Origin of the sequence: Streptomyces sp. NRRL B-24572, from assembly GCF_002156145.1 — a bacterium.
GTDB lineage: Bacteria > Actinomycetota > Actinomycetes > Streptomycetales > Streptomycetaceae > Streptomyces > Streptomyces vietnamensis.
The window spans coordinates 1-18,829 of sequence record NZ_MWIG01000421.1; the positions used below are offsets into that span (position 1 = coordinate 1).

Below are 18,829 nucleotides of genomic sequence, written 5' to 3' on the forward strand. Positions count from 1 at the left end.
GCGGCGATCAGGCCGTAGGAGAGGGCGAGGTTGCCGGAGATGTTGCGGTAGGTGCCGGTGGGGAAGGCGCGGGTGGCGGGGGCGACCTCGTAGGAGACGGCGAAGTCCTCGGTGGTCTCGCCGAAGTTCCAGCCGGCCCGGAAGGCGACGATGTTGGCCTCGGCGATCTCGGGCTTCTTGGCGAACTTGGTGCGCAGGAAGGCCTCGGTGGCCTCGGTGGGCCGGTGGTACATCCAGGACAGCAGCCCGAGCGCGAACATGTTCTTGGAGCGTTCGGCCTCCTTGCGGGACAGGCCGAAGTCCTTCAGGGCCTCCAGGGTCAGGGTGGTCAGCGGCACGGGGTGGACCCGGTAGCCGTCGAGGGAGCCGTCTTCCAGGGGGTTCTCGGTGTAGCCGACCTTGGCCATGGCGCGTTTGGCGAATTCGTCGGTGTTGACGATGATCTCGCCGCCGCGGGGTACGTCGGCGATGTTGGCCTTGAGGGCGGCGGGGTTCATGGCGACCAGCACGTTGGGGGCGTCGCCGGGGGTCAGGATGTCGTGGTCGGCGAAGTGGAGCTGGAAGGAGGAGACGCCCGGGAGGGTTCCGGCGGGGGCGCGGATCTCGGCGGGGAAGTTCGGCAGTGTGGAGAGGTCGTTCCCGAAGGACGCGGTCTCCGAGGTGAAGCGGTCACCCGTGAGCTGCATGCCGTCACCGGAGTCACCCGCGAAACGGATGACCACCCGGTCGAGTCTGTGGATCTCTTTGTGGATCTCTGTGCCGAGGACCGGCATCGGGGAATCTCCTTGTGGGGGAGGCGGAGGGGGTCAGCTCGCCGTGGCGAGGACGACGGCGGCCGCGAACGAGGGGGTGGGAGCGGGCAGGTCGTGGAAGGTGAAGTCCCTTATCGCGGCGGGTGCTTCGGACACGCCGACGTACGGGTCGGTGACGCCGTACGCGAGTCCCGCCCCCGTCGCCTTCAGGTACGCCTCCTTGCGCGTCCACACCCGGGCCAGGGCCCCGGGGCGGTCCGCGTCCGGCAGGGCGCGCAGGGCGTGCTGCTCGCGCGGGTGCAGGGAGGGCAGGAGTTCTTCGGTGATGTCCGGCCGGGGGACGCCTTCGACGTCGGCGCCCACCGTGACCCCCGATACGGCGATCAGGGCGAGCCCGCCGCTGTGCGAGAGGGAGAAGTGGGGGCCGCCGCCGGCCAGGGCGGGCCGGCCGTGGGGTTCGCCGCAGCAGGGGCAGTCCTCGCGGACGAGGTCCACCGATTCGGGTGCGAGTCCGGTGTAGCCGCTCAGGACGAGGCGGAGGCCGATGTGCGCGGCCCGGTAACGGTGTCGGTCGCCGGGGCGGCGCAGCCGGGCGGAGCGTTCCCGTTCCGCCGTGCTCAGCGGTGCTTGCTCGGCCGCCACCGGGTGGCCGCCCACGACCTCCCGGTCGGTGTCCAGCCACCACAGGGCCACGTCCTCGCCCCGCAGGGGCGGGCCCGGCTCCGGGGGCGTGTCGTCGAGGGCGCGGTAGTGGTGCTGGAAGGGGGTGTACGCGAGCTCAGGCATCGGCGCCGGTCCCGGCGAGCTCGCGGATGGTGGGCGTGCGGAACAGGTCCCGCAGCGGTACGGCCGGCAGTCCGCGGTTGCGCAGTGCGGCGCTGATCCGTACCGCGAGCAGGGAGTTGCCGCCGAGCTCGAAGAAGTCGTCGTCGAGTCCGACCCGCGTGCCGAGCACGGTCGACCAGATCTCCTGGAGCACCGCGGCGGTTCCCTGCTCCCCGGTGGAGGCCGGTGCGGGGGCGGGGACGGTGCGGGCGGGTTCCGGCAGGCGGGAGGCGTCGAGCTTGCCGTTGGTGGTGAGCGGCAGGGAGTCGAGCGCGGTGACGGTCGCGGGGAGCATGTAGCCGGGCAGTACGGTCGCGGCCCGCTTGCGCACTCCGACGGTGTCCAGGTCCGCCGGGACGACGTAGGCGTCGAGGCGGGCGGTGGCGGGGTCGTCCGGGTCCTCACGGCGCACGATCACGGCCGCCGCGCGGACGTCCGGGTCCTCCAGGAGGACGGAACGGATCTCGTCGAGTTCGATGCGGAAGCCGCGGATCTTCACCTGGCTGTCGATGCGTCCCAGGTGTTCCAGGGTGCCGTCGGGGCGCAGCCGCCCGAGGTCGCCGCTGTGGTACTGGCGGCCGTCCCGGTCGGCCGCGAACCGGTCGGCCGCGAACCGGTCGGCCGCGAACCGCTCGGTCGCGAACGGGTCGGCGGTGAACCGGGCGGCGGTGAGCTCGGGTTGGCCGAGGTAGCCGAGGGCCACGCCCGCGCCGCCGACGCGGATCTCTCCGGTGACGCCGGGCGGGACGAGCCGGCCGCGCGCGTCCGTCACGTACAGGTGCCAGCCGGGCAGCGCCGGACCGACGGACTTCGAGCCGGCGAGGGCCAGCTCCCGGGTCAGGGTCTGTGCGGTGACGTGCACGGTGGTCTCGGTGATGCCGAACATGTTGACCATGCGGCACTCGTCCTCCGGGTGCCGGTCGAACCAGCGCAGCAGCATGCGGGCGTCCAGCGGCTCGCCGCCGAAGACGACCAGCCGGACGGCGAGCCGGGCGTGGTCGGTCTCCAGGAGCTGGGAGAAGGCGGAGGGCGTCTGGCTGAGGACGGTGACCCGTTCGCGCTCCAGCAGGTCGCGGAACTCCCCGGGCTCGCGGGAGACGAGGTACGGCACGACCACGAGCCGTCCTCCGGTCAGCAGGCAGCCCCAGATCTCCCAGACGGAGAAGTCGAACGCGCCGGAGTGGAAGAAGCTCCATACGTCGGCCGGGCCGAGACCGTACTCGTCGCGGGTCGCGTCGACGAGCGCGACGACGTTGCGGTGCGGCACGACGACGCCCTTGGGGCGGCCGGTGGAGCCCGAGGTGTAGATGACGTACGCCGGGTCGTCGGGGCCCGCGGCGCCCGCCGGTTCGGCGAGGCCGGGCGCGTCACCCGAGGCGAGCAGCTCGTCGGGGGTGACGGGGGCGCCCGCCTCGGCGGGGTACTCCGCGAGCCGGGTGATCACCAGGTCGAGGCCGGCGTCCCGCGCCGTGTGGGCGAGCCGGTCGGCCGGGTAGGCCGGGTCCGTGGGCACGTACGCCGCGCCCGCCTTCAGTACGCCGAGCATGGCCGCCACGAGTTCGGTGGTCCGCTCCAGGCAGATGCCGACCCGGTCGCCCGGGGTCACCCCGTGCGCCACCAGGCCCCGGGCCAGCCGGTCGGCCCGCCGGTCGAGCTCGCGGTAGGTGAGGGACGTCGTCCCGTCGTCGACCGCCGGAGCGTCCGGGCGGGCGGCGGCCACCCGCGCGAAGGCGTCGACGAGCCGCTCCGGTACGCCGGTCAGGGCGCCGTCCGGCCGGCCGAGGGCCGCCACCCGCTCGCGCTCGGCGGCGTCGAGGAGCTCGACGTCGTCGGTGGGGATCTCCGGGGTCTCGGCGAACTGGCGCAGGACGTGGGCCAGGTGGCGCAGGAACCCCTCGACGGTCTCGGGAGCGAGGTGGCTGCGGCGGAACGCGGCCCAGAGCCTGCTGCCGGTCGGCTCCCCGCCCTCCTCCGCCGCCTCGGGCGGCAGCACGGCGAGGGTCAGCGGGAACGGCGGAGCGAGGCAGGGCAGGTACTCGCCCGCGTTCGCGACCGGGGCCGCGGGCTCGATCAGACCCGCGGTCACCGGGTGCTCCGACGGCACCGGCACGGCGGCACGCAGCGCGGCGAGCGAGGTGTCGCCGGGGAGCGCGTGGGCGAGGGCGCCGCGCCGGTCACTGGCGACGGTGACGACACCGGTGGCGCCGTGCCCCTCGTAGCGGTGCATGGTCAGGGCGAGGGCGGCGAGCAGCACGGCCGGGTCCGCCGTGCCCGGCAGGTCGTCGGGCAGGTCGTGGAAGCGGGTCTCCCAGGCGGTGGCGGAGCGGGTCCCGCCACCCCAGTCCGGTGCCGGGGCCGCGGCGGGTGCGCGAACGGACGAGCCGGACAGGGGACCGGGATCCGCCCCCGTGACCAGCGCCCCCACCAGACCGTCGAGACCGGCCCGGTCGAGCACCGCGCGGTCGGCGACCACGACCAGGTCCGCGAGACCGTCCCGGTAGCGCAGCAGGACGCACCGCACGGCAGCCGTCGGCCGGTTCAGCTCGGCGTTCCACCGGCGGCGGGCCTCCGGCTCGCCCGAGCCGGCCGCGACCTCCTCCACCCACAGCCGCCACGGGCCCGCCGCGCCCAGCCGGGCGGTCAGCTCGGCGTCGCTCACCGAACCGCTCAGCCGGACCCGTACGGCATGGCACTGCTCACCCTCCATGGGGCGTCCTCCTTCTCTTTCACACACGTCACAACTGCCGGCCACGGGCCGGTCCCGCGCCGCCTCAGCGCGCGGTGAACCCGCCGTCCACGGTCAGCACGGATCCGGTCACCTGCCGGGCGTCGTCCGAGAGGAGGTAGACCACGGCGGCGGCCACGTCCTCGGGCTCGATCAGGGCGTTCATGGGCTGCGCCTCGGTGAACGTCTGCTCGTGCTCGCCCACCTGCACCTCCAGTGCGCGGGCGATCTCGGCGAGCATCCGGCCCTCGGCGGTGGCGTCGTCCCGCACCGATCCGGGGCACACGGCGTTGACCCGCACCTTGGTGGGCGCGTAGTCGAGGGCCGCGGCCTTCGTCAGCCCGATCAGGCCGTGCTTGGCGGCGACGTAACCGGCGAAGTGCCGGTAGCCGACCAGTCCGGCCGTCGAGGAGACGTTGACGACGGAGCCGGAGCGGCGGGCGCTCATCGCCCCGGCGACCGCGCGGATGACCCGGTAGGCGCCCGAGAGGTCGACGTCGATCATCAGCGCCCACTCGTCCTCGCGGATCTCGTGCACCGGCCTGCCCGAAGGGGCCGCGATCCCCGCGTTGTTGACGACGCCGTCGATCCTGCCGAACCGGTCCTCGGTGAGGGCCACGGCGGCCTCCACCGACGACAGGTCGCGGACGTCGCAGGCGGCGGTGAGCACGGCGACGCCGTGCTTGCGGCACAGCGCGGCGGTGTGCTCCAGCTGGCCGCGGGTGCCCAGCGGGTACGGCACGCCGTCGAGGTCGTCGCACAGGTCCAGGAGCGCGAGGTCGGCGCCCTCGGCGGCGCAGGCGAGGGCGGTGGCCCGGCCGAGGCCCCGGGCCGCGCCGGTGATCAGGACGGTCTTGCCGGTCAGACGCACAGTTCCTCCGCCGCCCGGTCCAGGTTCTCGGCGAGGATCCGGAGCAGCTCCGGCGCCGACTCGGCCAGGTACATGTGGCCGCCGTCCAGCTCCACGGCCCGGAACCCGGCGTCCGTGGTGCGCGCCCACGCCTCGGCCTCCGTGCGGCTGACGAGGGTGTCGGCCCTGCCGCGCAGGCTGGTAACGGGGACCGGGAGCGGCCGGTCGTCGGCCGGCAGGTAGGACTCGTGCATCTCGACGTCGGCGCGGAGCGTGGGCAGGATCAGCTCGCGCATCTCGGGGTCCTGGAGGGCCTCGTCGCTGTAGCCGGCGAACTCGCTGACGCGGGCCAGGAAGGCGTCGTCGTCGAGGCCGGTGGCGTGAGCGCTCCGGGGCTCGGCCGGGTGCGGGGAGCCGCTGGCGAAGAGGTGGACGACCGTCACGTCCGCGGTCGCGGTGAGCCGGCGGGTCAGCTCGTACGCGAGGACCGCGCCGAGGCTGTGACCGAACAGGGCGACGCGGTGCGTCCCCGGGGTGTCGCCGAGCGCGGCGAGCAGGTCGGTGCGCAGCCCTTCTGCGGCGGCGGACGCGTCCCGGTAGGGCTCCTCGTCGATGAGGCGCTCCCGGCCCGGCAGCTGGAGCGGCAGGACGTCGATGCCGAGGGGTTCGGCGATGCGCTGCCAGGGCCGGTAGAAGGAGGCGCCGGCACCCGCGAAGGGCAGGCAGACGAGCGTGGTGCGGTCGGTCATGTCAGTTCCCCTCGGGGGCGTCGGCGGCGCGGCGGACGTCGTAGGTGACGGGCAGCCTCACCAGGCCGCGGCTGGTGGAGTTGTCGAAGAGCCACTCGATCTCCTCCTCGGGCACGGCCAGGCGCAGGCCCGGCAGGCGGCGCAGCAGGGTCGTGAAGGCGATCTGGCCCTCGACCCGGGAGAGCGGCGCGCCGACGCAGAAGTGCGGGCCCTGTCCGAAGGCGAGGTGGCGGTTGGCGGTGCGGGTGATGTCCAGCTCGTCGGGGTTCTCGAAGGCCTCGGGGTCCCGGTTGGCGGAGCCCATCAGCAGGTGGACGAAGCTCTCCTTGGGGATGGGGCAGCCGCCGAGCTCCATGTCCTCGGCGGCGACGCGGAGGGTGCCGCGGTAGACCGGGGACTCGAAGCGCAGGAACTCCTCGATGGCCGACTCGGCCAGCTCCGGCCGGCTGCGCAGGAGTTCGAGCTGGTCGGGGTGGGTGAGCAGGGCGTGGACGCCGTTGCCTATGAGGTTGGCGGTGGTCTTGTGCCCGGCGATGATCAGCAGGACGAGGGTGGAGATCAGCTCGTCGTTGGTGAAGCGGCCCTCCTCGTCGGCGGCCCGCACCAGGATGCTGACCAGGTCCTCGCCGAGGTCCGCGCGTCGGTCGGCGAGCAGGTCGGTCAGATAGCGCTCGATGTTCTCGCTGGCGTCCTTGAGCTTCTCGTTGGACTCGGCGTCGGGGTACGGGGCGCCGCTGAGCCAGTTGCCCCAGGTGTGCAGCTGCGGCCGGTCCTCGACCGGGACGCCGAGGAACTCGCAGATGACGCGCATCGGCAGCGAGAAGGCGAACTCCGTCAGGTTCACCTCGCCGTGCTCGGGGAAGGCGTCGATGAGCTCGTCGGTGATCTCCTGGATGCGCGGGCGCAGCACCTCCATCCGGCGCGGCACGAAGGCGCGGCTGACGAGCTTGCGCAGCCGGGTGTGCTCCGGCGGGTCGGCGGTCAGCATGTTGCGCACCAGGACCGGGCTGGAGTCCTTGACGAGGTCGCGGAACCAGGCGGGGGCGTTGTCGACCTTCTTGGACAGGCGCGGGTCGCTGAAGGCCTTGAGCGCGGTCGCGTAGTCGGCGACCACGTAACCCTCGCCGCCCACGGGGTAGTTGATGGCGTGGACCGGGCAGCCGGTGGCACGCAGCTTGGCGTTGCCCGTGTGGAGGTCGTTGCCCTCGGGGGCGGTGAAGAACTCGGGGGGGAGCTGCTCGGCGGTGCGGGGGAGTTCGGTGGTCATCGGGTCTCTCCTTCGTTGTCCGCGGACGCCTTGTCGGTGGACGTCTTGTCGGCGGAGGCCTTGTCGGTGGACGTCTTGCCGGCGGGCGTCGCGTCGGCGGACACGGTGTCCGCGTACGTCTCCGGGGGCGCGAGGTTGCGGATGCGCGGGCTGAGGGTGGGCAGGGCGGCCAGTCCCGAGACGACGGCCATGACGGTGAACACCCAGACCGGGCCGGCCTGGTCGAAGATGGTGCCGATGGCGAACACGCCGACGGGGGCGGCGATCATCGACATGAACATCACGGCACCGAGGACCCGGCCCTGCGCCTTGTCCGGGACCATCGCCGCGAGGTAGGCGAGGAACAGGGCGCTGGTGATGGGCCCGCGCAGGAACACGCAGGCGACGATGACGCCGAGCGGGACGAGCCCGGAGACGTTGGCGAGCAGCACGGCGGCCACCGGGCCGATCCACGCGGCGGTCAGGAAGAGCTTGGCCGGTGCGACCCTCTTGATGACCGGGCCCGCGATGAGCGAGCCGACCAGACCGCCGACGCCGGCGATGGACAGCAGCATGCCGGTGAAGCTCGCGGAGGCGCCCCGGCTCTCGGCGGTGGCGATGAGTGCGAGGAAGACGCCGGAGTGGGTGAACGCCATGTTCGAGCCCATGATCCAGACGATCAGCAGTCGCAGCACCGGCTGGCGCGCCAGGATCCGGAAGCCCTCGGCCGTGTTGCGCTTCTCCCCGGGGGCGAGCTGCTCCACCTTCATCGGCTTGCGGATGAACAGCAGCAGGATCGTGGAGACGAGGAAGCCGACGGCCGCGCTCAGGAACGGGAAGGCGCGCGCCACGCCGAAGAGGGTGCCGCCGACGGGCGGGCCGCCCATGGTCGCGGCGAAGTAGCGGATCTGGTTCTGGGCGGTGGCCTGGGTGAGCTGGGACGGCGGGACGAGCTGCTTGATCGCGGCGAGACCGGTCGGGTTGGAGATGCCGAGACAGGCGGCCGAGCCCACGGCGATGGTGAAGATGAGGGCGGGGTGGGTCTGGCCGGCGAGGATCAGCACGCCGAAGAGGCCGAGCAGGACGACCCGGACCACATTGCAGATGATCATCAGCAGCCGGCGGTCCATCCGGTCGGCGAGCGTGCCGCCGGGGATGGAGAGCAGGCTGGCGGTGATGAGCTGGGCCGATCCGACCGCGCCGGCGTAGAAGGCGGAGCCGGTGGACGACAGGATGAGCAGGGGGTACGCGACCTCCGCGGTCTCCTTCGCGAGCGCGGCGAACGCCTCGCTGGTCCACAGCGCCTGGAAGTCGAGGTTCTTCAGGAGCGGCTTCTCCGGCGTCTCCGCCGTCTCCGGCTGCTCCGGCTTCTCCGTCTGCCCCGGCTCCTTCCGAAGCTCCGGCTCCTTCCGAAGCTCCGGGCGCTCCTCTTCCTTCCGCTCCTCGTCCGCCGCACTGTCGGGCGGTGTCTGTGAGACCGTCATGAGTCCTTCCTCTCCTTGTGTTCCGCGGCCCGGGGGACCGTCTTGAGTGCCTCGTCGATGCGCGAGGCCAGCTCGTCGACGTGCGGGGACCGCAGCATCGACCAGTGGTCGCCGGGGACCGGGACCACGCGCAGACCCGCCGGGTACAGCCCCGCGAGACGCCGGCCGAGCCGGGCGGCCGTGCCAGGGTCCGCGTCCGCCTTGAAGAGCACGGCGGGGCACGTCACCGGGCCCGGCCGGTGGGCCAGCAGGGCGGCCTGGCCGGCGAGGAACCGGCGGCGCGCCTCCGGGTCGGCGCGGAGCGCCCCGGCGGCCGGCCCGACCCCGAGCAGGGTGTCGAGGCCCGCCCGTACCCCGCCGAGCAGGAAGTCCGGGGCCGCGGCGACGGGCAGCGGCCGGGTGTCGGGCACATAGCCGTCGAGGCCGAACAGCAGGTCCACCGACCGCCCCCGGCGGATGAGCAGCCGCGCGGTCTCGTGCGCGACGACGGCGCCGAAGGACCAGCCGCCGAGGGTGTACGGACCTTCCGGCTGGGCGTCCAGCAGGGTCCGGGCGTGTGCGGCGGCCAGGGCACGGATGCCGCCGCCGCGGGGCACGGGCCGCTCCAGGGCCAGCACCGGACGGTCGCCCGCGGGGGAGAGGCGCGCGGCCAGCTCCCGGTAGGGCAGGGCGTTGCCGAGGGCGTCCGCGACGAGGAAGACGGGACGTCCGGTGCCCTCCCGCAGGGTGGCCACTCCGGGCGGCGGCGCGTCGTGGACGGGGCCGTCCTCGCCGGGCAGCCGCCGGTCGACGAGCTCGACGAGTCCGGCGAAGGTGCCCTTCAGGGAGAAGTCGGTGACGGAGACCTCCGCACCGAGGCGTTCGCGGACGGCGTTGGTGAGCGCGAGGGCGAGCAGCGACTCGCCGCCGAGCGTGAAGAAGTCGTCCCCGTCGGCCACGGCGGCGACGCCGAGGGTCTGGCACCACACCTCTTCGAGGACGGTCCGCCGGGGGCGGTGTCCGGCGTCCGGGCGCCCGGGGGCCGGGGCCGGGCTCCGCCCCTCGTACGACGCCTTCGCCTTCACCGTCGCCGGGTCCTCGCCCAGGAACGGGTGCGCGGGCAGCGAGCAGTGCGCGGGCCGGTCCTCGGGGTCGGCGTACCGCGCATCGAGGACCGTCTCCAGGGCGCGGTCGACGCCGAGTTCCCACAGGGCGCCGATCGCGTCGAGGAGCCCGGTCTCGGCGTCGGCCCGCCCGCCGGGGGCGAGCCGTACGGTCCGGTGGCCGGGGGCCCAGCCGGGCGCGGTCCGCAGCGAGCCGGTCATCGAGCCGCCGGGGCCCAGTTCGAGGTAGGTGGTGCAGCCGGCGGCCAGCAGGGTGGCGGTGCCGGTGTCGAGCCGGACCGGCTCGCGCAGGTGCGCGGCCCAGTAGCCGGGTTCGGCCGCGGCCTCGGGATCGGCCCAGTCGCCGGTGGTGTTGGAGATGTACGGCAGCCGTGGCGGGCGGGCGGGCATCGACGACAGATGGTCCCGCACCGCCTCGGCTGCCGAGTTCATGGCCGGCGAGTGGAAGGCCCGCCGGGTGTGGACGGGGGTGACGCGCAGTCCGTCCAGCGCGTCCCCCGCGAGGAGGGAGTCCATGGCGGCCTCGGGGCCCGAGAGCACCGCCGAGCCGTTGCCGCGCACCGCGACGGTGACGGCCGCGTCCGCGGGCAGCCGGGCCTCGACCTCGGCCGGGGCGGCCTCTACCAGGGCCATCCGGCCGGGGGAGGCGTCGCGCATCGCGACGGCCCGCCGGTGGACCAGGCCGACGGCGTCCGGCAGGCTCCACGTCCCGGCGAGGGCTGCGGCGGCGTACTCGCCGATGCTGTTGCCGAGCATGGCGTGCGGGGTGACGCCCCACGCGGCCAGCTGGCGTCCGAAGGCGAGGCCCAGGGCGAAGAGGCCGAGCTGCTGGTGGACGGTGTCGGCGTACCAGTCGTCGGCGTCCGGGCCGGCGGACGCCGGGACGATCACGGGGCCGAGGTCCACGCCGCACTGCTCGTCCGCGAGCGTGCGGATCTCGTCGAAGGCGGCGCGGAACTCCGGCAGCAGGCGGTACGCGGCCTCGCCCGCGGCGCTCTTGAGCGTGCCCTGGCCCGGGAAGAGGAAGGCCACCTTGCCCAGCCGCCGCGGCTCGCCGGCCGCGGCGGTCGCCGCGCGCAAGGCCTCGGGGGCCCGGGCCGCGTCGCGTACGACCACGGCCTGCCGGTGCCGGTGGACCCGCCGCCCGGCCAACGTCCGTGCGACGGAGCCGAGTTCCGGCGCCTCGGACCCGGGCGCGGGCGTGTCGTGATTCGATGCCTCGGCCTCGTGCCCGGTGGTCTGTGTGGGCGTGTCGAGGTCCGGGGCCTCGGCTCCGTGCCCGACCGCCCCTGTCGGCGCGTCGAGTTCCTGGGCGGAGGCCGCGGTCTCCCGCGCCTCCACCGCGGTGGCGAAGTGATCCGCCAGCGCCTCGCCCAGGCCCGCCAGGGCCCGCGGGCTCTGCGCCGACAGTGCCAGCAGCTCCGGCCCGGCGGCCCGCGGGCCGGCGGGCCGGCGGCGGACGGCCGGCGCCTCGGTCAGTACCGCGTGCGCGTTGGTGCCGCCCACGCCGAACGAGCTGACCGCGCCTGCCCGCAGCTCCTGCCCCGCGCCGAGCTCCCAGGGCTCGAAGCGCTCCGTCACCCGGAACGGCGAACGCTCCAGGTCGAGCAGCGGGTTGGGGGCCGTGTAGTGCGCGGTCGGGTAGATCTCGCGGTGCTCCAGCATGAGCGCCGTCTTGATCAGACCCGTGACCCCGGCGGCCGCGCCGGTGTGCCCGACATGGCCCTTGACGGCGCCGAGCGCGCACCAGCCGGTCTCCCCGCTCGCCGCCCCGAAGACCTCGGTGAGCGCCTGGACCTCGATGGGGTCGCCCAGCTGCGTGGCGGTGCCGTGCGCCTCCACGTGCCCGATGGCGGTGGGGGCGAGGCCCGCGGCGTCCAGGGCCGCGCGGATGACCTCGCTCTGGCCGGTGGCGGAGGGCGCGGTGAAGGCCATCTTGTCCGCGCCGTCGTTGTTGACCGCCGTACCCGCGATGACGGCCGCGATCCGGTCGCCGTCGCGTACGGCGTCGGCGAGCCGCTTGAGCACGACCACGCCCACGCCCTCGCTGGGCACCGTACCCCCGGACCGGACGTCGAACGGGCGGCAGTGCCCGTCCTGCGCGAGGATCCCGCCGGGCTCGAAGAGGTAGCCCCACTCGCCGTCCGGCATCACGGTGACGCCGCCCGCGAGGGCCGCGTCGCACTCGCCGCCCACCAGCGCCCGCACCGCGAGGTGGACGGCGGTGAGCGAGGTGGAGCAGGCGGTCTGCACGGTGAGGGCGGGGCCGCGCAGGCCGAGCTTGTAGGCCACGCGGGTGGCGACGAAGTCCTTCTCCCGCCCGATGTGCCGCGCCAGTTCGCCCAGCCCGTCGTCGTCGCGGCCAGGACCCGAGCGGTCGGCGCCCGCGTAGACGCCGATCCGGCCCGGGAACCGCACGGGGTCGAGGCCGGCGTCGTCGACGGCCGTGGCCGCGCACTCCAGGAAGACCCGCTGCTGCGGGTCCATCGCCGCGGCCTCCGCCCGGCTGTACCGGAAGAAGGACCAGTCGAAGCGGCGGGAGTCCTCGATGACGCCCATGGCCGGTACGAAGTTCTCCCGGCCCGCGTACGCGGGGTCCACCCCGGACCGGAGCAGCTCCTCGCGGCCGGGCCGGCTGATGCCGTCCCGGCCGTCCCGCAGCATGGCCCGGAAGGCGCGGACATCACGCGCGCCGGGCAGCCGGCAGGCCATGCCGACGACGGCGACGGCGCCGTCGTCGAGAGGCACCGGGGTGCCCTCGGCAAGGGTGAGGGACATGTCAGGCTTCTCCGCCCAGATCGACGTACAGGTGGTCGAGGCCGACGTAGCTGAGGTTGGGACCCCACACGGCGGCCTCGTCGGACAGCCGGGCGTGCGGGAACCGCGCGGCGAGCCGGCGCAGCAGGACGGCCGCCTCCGACCGGGCCAGCGGGGCGCCCACGCAGTAGTGCGGCCCGTGACCGAAGACGAGGTTCCGGTCCCCGCCCGCCGGGGCGGCGGCGCCGGTGACCGGACAGGCCGCCGGGGCCCCGGCCTCCGGGGCGACCTCGTCCAGCGGCCCCTGGCCCGTGAGGCTCACGAGCACCAGGTCCCCCTGGCGCAGCCGCGCCCCCGCGAACTCCTGGTCGTACGCGGCGACCCGGCCGAGATGCCGCAGCGGCGGCTTGCTCACCAGCACCGACTCCACGAGGCCGGTCACCGCCCCCGGTTCGTCGCGGACGACGGTCTCCCAGAGGGCCCGGTCGCCGAGCGCGGTCAGGACCGTGGAGCCGAGCAGCGAGGCGGTGGTCTCCAGGCCGCCGAACAGGCACATGGCCCAGGTCGCGGTGGTCCGGGCCCGGTCCTCCGGGGTGTCGGTGGGGAAGCCGTCCAGGGCCCGGGCGCCGACGAGCGCCTCGGACATCTCCACCATGACCCGGTGGGCGGCCTGCGCGTAGTCGCGGCGGTACATGGCGCCGATGAACAGCGACAGGGTCCGCGACCACTCGTGGAGCACCGGCGGGGGCACGTCGATCCCGACGACGTGGGCCATGACCTTGCCGGAGATGCCCTCGGCGACGGCCGGCATGACGTCCTGCGGAGCGGCCCCGGCGGCGAGGGCGGTCAGGCACTCGTCCGTGATCTCCTCGATGCGCGGCGCGAGCGACCGCACGTACGAGGCGGAGAACATGCGCTGGACCGGGCGCCGCAGGGCCGTGTGCTCGGGGGCGTCGGCCTGGACGAACCACAGCCGCAGGAACTCGGTGAGCTCCCGGTACTCGGCGCGGGCCGCGTCCGTCATGTAGAGCTGGAAGGAGCGCTCGAAGGTCCCGGAGGCGAAGCCGGGGTGGTTGAGGACCTGCAGGGCCAGGGCCGGGTCGGCCACGACCCAGCAGTCGAGGCCCTCGTCCCACTCCGGCGCCCGCACGCCGTCCGCGAGGGACGGCGGCGGGACCGGTGCCGTGGCAGAGGTCATCGCTCCGCGGCCTTCTCGACGAGCGCGCTCAGCCCGGCGGGCGTGGGCGACAGCAGGAAGTCCCGCAGCCGTACGGTCGCGCCCAGTTCCTGCTTGACCTTGCGCATGAGGCGTACGGCGCCGAGGGAGTTGCCACCGATCACGAAGAAGTCGGTGTCCTCGGTGACGCCGGTGACGGGCTCTCCCTCGATGACGGCGGCGAACAGTCCGGCGATGCGCTCCAGGTCCACCGCGGCCGGAGCCGGAGCGGCCACGGGCTCCTCGACGGCCGGTGCGGGGGTGCCGGGGGACCGCCTGGCCGGCTTGGCCACGGCGACGAGGGCCCGCCGGTCCACCTTGCCGTTGGCGGTCACCGGCAGCCGGTCCACCACGGCCCACAGGTTCGGCACCATGTAGGACGGCAGCGTCTCGGTGAGCAGGTCGCGCAGCGCGACCGCGTCGACGGCCGCGCCCGGGGTGAGGACGACGGCGGCCACGAGGCGCTTGTCGGCGCCGCCGCCGTCGGTCACGACCACCACGGCGTCCTGCACCTCGGGGTGCCCGGTGAGCACGTCGCCGATGGCGCTCAGCTCGATCCGGTAGCCGCGCAGCTTGACCTGGTCGTCGGCGCGGCCGAGGAAGCGGAGACGACCGCTGGTGTCGACCCTGACCAGGTCGCCGGTGCGGTAGAGGCGCTCGGGCACGTCCGGGGACAGGTGCCCGAACACCCGGGCCGTCTCCGCCTCGTCGCCGAGGTATCCGTCGGCCAGGCCGTCACCGCCGGTGTAGAGCTCGCCGACCGCGCCGGGCGGGAGCAGCCGGCGACGGGCGTCGAGGACGTGGACGCGGGTGCCGGGCACGGGGCGGCCGATGGGCAGCGGTCCCTCCACGTCCTCGGCGCGCGCCACCGAGTGGGTGGTGGTGAAGGTGGTGTTCTCGGTGGGGCCGTACCCGTTGGTGACGACGATGCCGGGGTGCCGGGCGAGGAGGCGGGCGGTGTGCTCGTGGGGCACCACGTCGCCGCCGGTCAGCAGCTGGCGCAGGCCGCCGAGGGACTCCGGCGCGAACTCCTCGACCAGCCGGAAGAGTCCGGCGGTCAGCCAGGCGACGGTGATCCCGCGCTCCTGGAGGAAGGCGCCCAGCTCGGTCGGCGAGGCGAGGCCGGCCGGGTGCACCTCCAGGACGGCGCCGGTGAGCAGGGCACCCCACAGCTCGAGGGTGGAGGCGTCGAAGGACAGCGGGGAGAGCCGCAGCATCCGCTCGCCCGCGCCGAGGCGGACGTAACCGGCCTCGTGGACCAGGCGGATGACGGCCCGGTGCGGGACGCACACCCCCTTGGGCTGCCCGGTGGAGCCCGAGGTGAAGGCGACGTACGCCAGGCGCGCCGGGTCGGCGGGCGGGGTGGCCACGGCGTCGGCCGGGCCGGGCCGCCAGTCGGGCTCCCAGGTCGCGACGGCGGGCACGCCGAGGCCGGCGAAGCGTTCGGCGACCGGGCCGGCGACGGGGCCCGTGAGGGCGGCGGTGGGGCGGGACCGCTCCAGGATCTTGGTGACGTGGCTGTCGGGCAGCGTCGGGTCGATGCCGACGTACGCGGCGCCCGCCCAGGCCACGCCGAGGACGGCGACGGCCTCGGCCACCGAGCGCTCCACGCCCACCAGGACCCGGTCGCCCGGCCCCACGCCGGCGGCGAGCAGCAGGCGGGCCTGTTCGGCGGCGGCCTCGGCGAGCCGACCGTACGTCAGGGTGTGCTCCGCGTCGCGGACGGCGACGGCGTCGGGCGTCCGTGCGGCCACCTCGCGGAAGAGGGCGTCGAGCGACGTGACGGGGAAGTCCCGGCCGCTCGCGTTGATCTCGTCGAGCAGCGCGCGGCCTTCGGCGGAGATGCCGCGGACGTCCTCGAGCCGGGCGTCGGGGGCGTCGGCGAGCTGCCCGACCGCGGCGCGGAAGTCGGCGACGAAGCCCTCCGCCTCCGCCTGGTGCCAGACGCTCGTGGCGTACTCCAGGTGACCGGCGTACGACGGGTCGGCATGGCCGATGAGCATGGTCAGGTCGAACTGGGAGCCGCCGCCGTGGCCTTCCTCGATGCGGACGCGCATCGGTCCGGCGGTCAGTTCGCGCGGCACGAGCTGGTCGTGCATGCCGAAGCAGACCTGGACGAGCGGGTGGCAGCCGAGGCTGCGCTCGACGCCGAGGCGGGCGACGAGTTCCTCGAAGGGCAGGTCGCCGGCGTCGATGGCGGCGGCGAGCGAGCGGTGGACCCCGCGCAGGAAGGCGGCGACGTCGAGGTCGTCGTCCACGTCGACGCGTACGGGGACGAGGTTGCCCGCGACGGCGATGAGGCGGCTCAGCTCGGAGCTGCCGCGGCCGAGCAGGGGTACGCCCACCAGGAGGCTGCGGACTCCGGTGCGGCGGGCCAGCGTGAGGCCGAAGGCGCCGAGCAGGAAGGCGTACGGGGTGATGCCGAGGGCGCGGGCCCGGGCGGCGACCCGCTCGGTGACGGCGGGACCGAGGTCGAGGCCGAGGCGGTCGCCGGCGCCGTCCTGGACGGCCGGGCGCTGCCGGTCGGCGGGGAGTTCGAGGACGGACGGCACCCCGTCGAGGCGCTCGCGCCAGAGTGCGGTCTGCTCGTCCCAGGCGCCCCGGGCCCTGGCCTCCTCCTGGTGGCGGCGCAGGGCCGCGAGCGGAGTGCCGAGGTCGCGGGGGAGGGCCGGGTCGGCCGCGGCGGTGAGCTCGGTGTACGTCTCCAGGATCTCCCGGAGCAGCTGGCCGACGGCGTGGCCGTCGAGGACCATGTGGTGCGCGGCGAGGACGAGGGCGCTGCGCTCGTCGGAGACGTCGGCGGGGGCCCAGTGGCCGAACCGGTAGGCGGGGGCGGCGGCCAGGTCGAAGGGCTCGCGGCCGAGGTCGGCGCCCTGGCGGCGGACCTCGCTCTCGAAGGCCTCGGCCGGTCCGACGTAGGTGTGCTCGACGAGCTCGGGGACGTAGGCGGGCAGGATCTCCTGGACCACGTCGTCGTCGCTCTCGCGGAAGACGGTCCGCAGTCCCTCGTGGCGGGCGACGGTGGCGGCGACGGCCTTGGCGAGCACGTCGCGGTCGAGCCGGCCGCCGTCGGTGAAGCAGCGGAAGACGAGGTTGTACGGGGAGCCGCCGGCGACCCGCTCGATCAGCCACATGCCGCGCTGGGCGGGGGTGAGCGACTGCTCGGCCCCGTCCCGGTCGCCGGCGCGGGCCTCGGTCTCGGTGGGGGTGACGGGCGTGGCGGCGTCGAGGACCCGGGCGAGCGGGGCGTCGCCGAGCAGCTCCATGAGCGCCACGCGCAGTCCGAGCTCCTCCTGGAGGACGGCGGCGAGGCGCATGGCGCGCAGCGAGTCGCCGCCGAGGGAGATGAAGCTCTCGTCGCCGAAGGCGTCGGGGCCGTCCGGGAGGTCCAGGATCCCGGCGGCCAGTGAGCGGGCCGTCATCGGGCGGCTCCGCCCTGGGTGCGGGCGGCGGCGAGGAGCGCGGCCCGGTCCCCGGCGGCGGGGGCGGCGGCAGGCTCGGCCGCGGCGGCTATGAGGTCGGCCTGGCCGCTGACGGTGGGCGAGCGGAACAGGTCCATGGTGCGGACCTCGCGGCCGGAGACCTGGCCGAGGCGCTCGACGAGGAGGACGAGGAGCAGCGAGTCGCCGCCGGACTCGAAGAAGCTGACGTCGTCGGCGACGTCGTCGGTGTCCAGGATCTCGCGCCAGATGGAGCGGACGAGTTCGAGGCGCGCGGCCGGGTCGTCCAGGTCGACGGCCGGGGCGGTGGCGGTGGGACGTACGGACTCTTCGAGCACGGGGTTCTCCGGGAAGGTGGCGAGGTCCACGGCGCTGTGCCGCAGAGCGTTGAGGAGGTCCTTGACGTCGCCGGTGTCGAACACGTTGACCGGGTAGTCCAGGGACAGGGCGAGCCGTCGTCCGTCGGGCGTGTCCTCCAGACGGACGAACGCGGCCAGGTCGTACTTGACGAACATCGGGTCGAGCGGACGCAGTCTCCCGGTGGTGCCGGGGGTGAGGTCCACGGACCGGGGCGCCTCGTCGAGGTTGACCAGGACCGGCGACAGTGGCGGCCACAGGGCGTTCCGGTCGGGGTTGAGGGCGGCGGACACCGCGTCCAGGGGCACGTCGCTGTCGACGAACGCCTCCATGCCGCTGACGCGTACGTCGCCGAGCAGGTCGTGCCAGGTGTCCTCGGGTCCGACGGTGACCCGGAGCACGACGGTGGTCATGAACATCCCGATCACGTCGGCGGTGTCGGGATCGTCACGCCCCGGCCAGGCGAAGGCGATGAGGAAGTCGCGCTGGGGTCCGGTGCGGGCGAGGGTGGCGGCCAGGAGTGCGACGCCGACCATGAAGGGGGTGCAGCCCTCCTGGGCGGCCACCGCCATGACCCGTGCCGTGGTGCCGGGGTCGAGGGAGGTGGCGAGAGAGGCTCCGAGCAGCGATTCCGTCGACCCGGCGATGGGGGTACGGGGAAAGGGCAGTTGGACTTCGGCGGGTGCGCCGCGCAGCCGGTCGACGACTTCGGCGACCTGTTCGGCGATCTCCTCCGGAGTGCGCTCGGCGACGACGGAGGCGGGGTGCGGCGGCGTGCTCAGCTGTGGCTCGACCCCGTCGACGGCGGCCCGGTAGAGGGTGCGGATGTCCTCCAGGAGCATGCCGCGGGACACCCCGTCGAAGATGATGTGGTGCACGTTGAGCGCGAGCAGGGTGCGCTCGGCTCCCATGCGGATGATCTCGGCGCGGGCGGGCGCGTCCTGGGCGAGGTCGAAGGGCGCGGCGCTCAGGGCCCGTACCAGGTTGTCGACCTCCTCCTCGGTCCAGCCCTCGGCCTCGGCGTCGAGGAAGCCGGGCTCGGCCGGCGGACCGTCGGTGCGGTACTCGACCTGGCGGCGCTTGACGTCGAGCCGGAAGCGGGCCCGGAGCGAGGGGTGCCGGGAGAGGGACCGTCCGACCGCCGACACGAGGGCCCGGTGGTCCACGGGGCCGGTGAACTCGACGACCGTGGGGACCAGTTGGGTGGGGCGCAGCAGCTCGTCCCGGTCCAGGACCCACATGCCCTGCTGTACCCGGGTGGCCGGATACCAGACGTGATCGGACGGTGACGCACCGTGCGGTGCCGCGGGCAGCACGAAGGGGCC

General features: G+C 74.5%; 11 protein-coding genes. All 11 read right to left on the bottom strand.

Annotated elements, in window-relative coordinates:
• On the bottom strand, positions 1-773 hold a 773-nt coding region (locus tag CCN56_RS24305; protein WP_256962120.1), incomplete at its 3' end, for a 2-oxoacid:acceptor oxidoreductase family protein.
• Between the two features lie 33 nt (positions 774-806).
• Positions 807-1,538, bottom strand: a complete 732-nt coding sequence (locus CCN56_RS24310; RefSeq protein WP_086829982.1) for a 4'-phosphopantetheinyl transferase superfamily protein — start codon at positions 1,536-1,538, stop codon at positions 807-809.
• A complete protein-coding gene (locus CCN56_RS24315) occupies positions 1,531-4,284 on the bottom strand; it encodes an amino acid adenylation domain-containing protein (protein ID WP_086829984.1) in 2,754 nt (917 codons plus the stop codon). The genes CCN56_RS24310 and CCN56_RS24315 overlap by 8 nt, the downstream gene beginning before the upstream one ends.
• Before the next feature lie 64 nt (positions 4,285-4,348).
• Positions 4,349-5,173: an SDR family oxidoreductase gene (locus CCN56_RS24320; protein WP_086829986.1), complete on the bottom strand. Its 825-nt coding sequence runs from the start codon at positions 5,171-5,173 to the stop codon at positions 4,349-4,351.
• Positions 5,164-5,901, bottom strand: a complete 738-nt coding sequence (locus CCN56_RS24325; RefSeq protein ID WP_086829988.1) for a thioesterase II family protein — start codon at positions 5,899-5,901, stop codon at positions 5,164-5,166. Before CCN56_RS24325 ends, CCN56_RS24320 begins: the two co-directional genes overlap by 10 nt.
• A gap of 1 nt (position 5,902) precedes the next feature.
• A complete protein-coding gene (locus CCN56_RS24330) occupies positions 5,903-7,168 on the bottom strand; it encodes a cytochrome P450 (protein ID WP_086829990.1) in 1,266 nt (421 codons plus the stop codon).
• Positions 7,165-8,631 carry an MFS transporter gene (locus CCN56_RS24335; protein WP_179199971.1) on the bottom strand — a complete coding sequence of 489 codons (1,467 nt, stop codon included), beginning with the start codon at positions 8,629-8,631 and terminating at the stop codon, positions 7,165-7,167. The genes CCN56_RS24330 and CCN56_RS24335 overlap by 4 nt, the downstream gene beginning before the upstream one ends.
• The gene (locus CCN56_RS24340; RefSeq protein ID WP_086829991.1) at positions 8,628-12,512 is read right to left on the bottom strand and encodes a type I polyketide synthase; all 3,885 of its coding nucleotides are present in this window, start codon (positions 12,510-12,512) and stop codon (positions 8,628-8,630) included. The genes CCN56_RS24335 and CCN56_RS24340 overlap by 4 nt, the downstream gene beginning before the upstream one ends.
• 1 nt (position 12,513) lies before the next feature.
• Positions 12,514-13,689: a cytochrome P450 gene (locus CCN56_RS24345; RefSeq protein ID WP_086829993.1), complete on the bottom strand. Its 1,176-nt coding sequence runs from the start codon at positions 13,687-13,689 to the stop codon at positions 12,514-12,516.
• On the bottom strand, positions 13,686-17,129 hold the full coding sequence (locus CCN56_RS24350) for a non-ribosomal peptide synthetase (RefSeq protein ID WP_086829994.1): 3,444 nt from the start codon (positions 17,127-17,129) through the stop codon (positions 13,686-13,688). The genes CCN56_RS24345 and CCN56_RS24350 overlap by 4 nt, the downstream gene beginning before the upstream one ends.
• Positions 17,126-18,829 (bottom strand): condensation domain-containing protein (locus CCN56_RS24355; RefSeq protein WP_306300629.1); only part of this gene is annotated, 1,704 nt, incomplete at its 5' end. The genes CCN56_RS24350 and CCN56_RS24355, both read right to left, overlap by 4 nt.

Bases quoted from the DNA above. Each gene is read 5' to 3' on its own strand.
- CCN56_RS24330 (WP_086829990.1), bottom strand. From the start codon at position 7,168: ATGACCACCGAACTCCCCCGCACCGCCGAGCAGCTCCCCCCCGAGTTC.
- CCN56_RS24325 (WP_086829988.1), bottom strand. From the start codon at position 5,901: ATGACCGACCGCACCACGCTCGTCTGCCTGCCCTTCGCGGGTGCCGGC.
- CCN56_RS24310 (WP_086829982.1), bottom strand. From the start codon at position 1,538: ATGCCTGAGCTCGCGTACACCCCCTTCCAGCACCACTACCGCGCCCTC.
- CCN56_RS24335 (WP_179199971.1), bottom strand. From the start codon at position 8,631: ATGACGGTCTCACAGACACCGCCCGACAGTGCGGCGGACGAGGAGCGG.
- CCN56_RS24350 (WP_086829994.1), bottom strand. From the start codon at position 17,129: ATGACGGCCCGCTCACTGGCCGCCGGGATCCTGGACCTCCCGGACGGC.
- CCN56_RS24345 (WP_086829993.1), bottom strand. From the start codon at position 13,689: ATGACCTCTGCCACGGCACCGGTCCCGCCGCCGTCCCTCGCGGACGGC.
- CCN56_RS24340 (WP_086829991.1), bottom strand. From the start codon at position 12,512: ATGTCCCTCACCCTTGCCGAGGGCACCCCGGTGCCTCTCGACGACGGC.
- CCN56_RS24315 (WP_086829984.1), bottom strand. From the start codon at position 4,284: ATGGAGGGTGAGCAGTGCCATGCCGTACGGGTCCGGCTGAGCGGTTCG.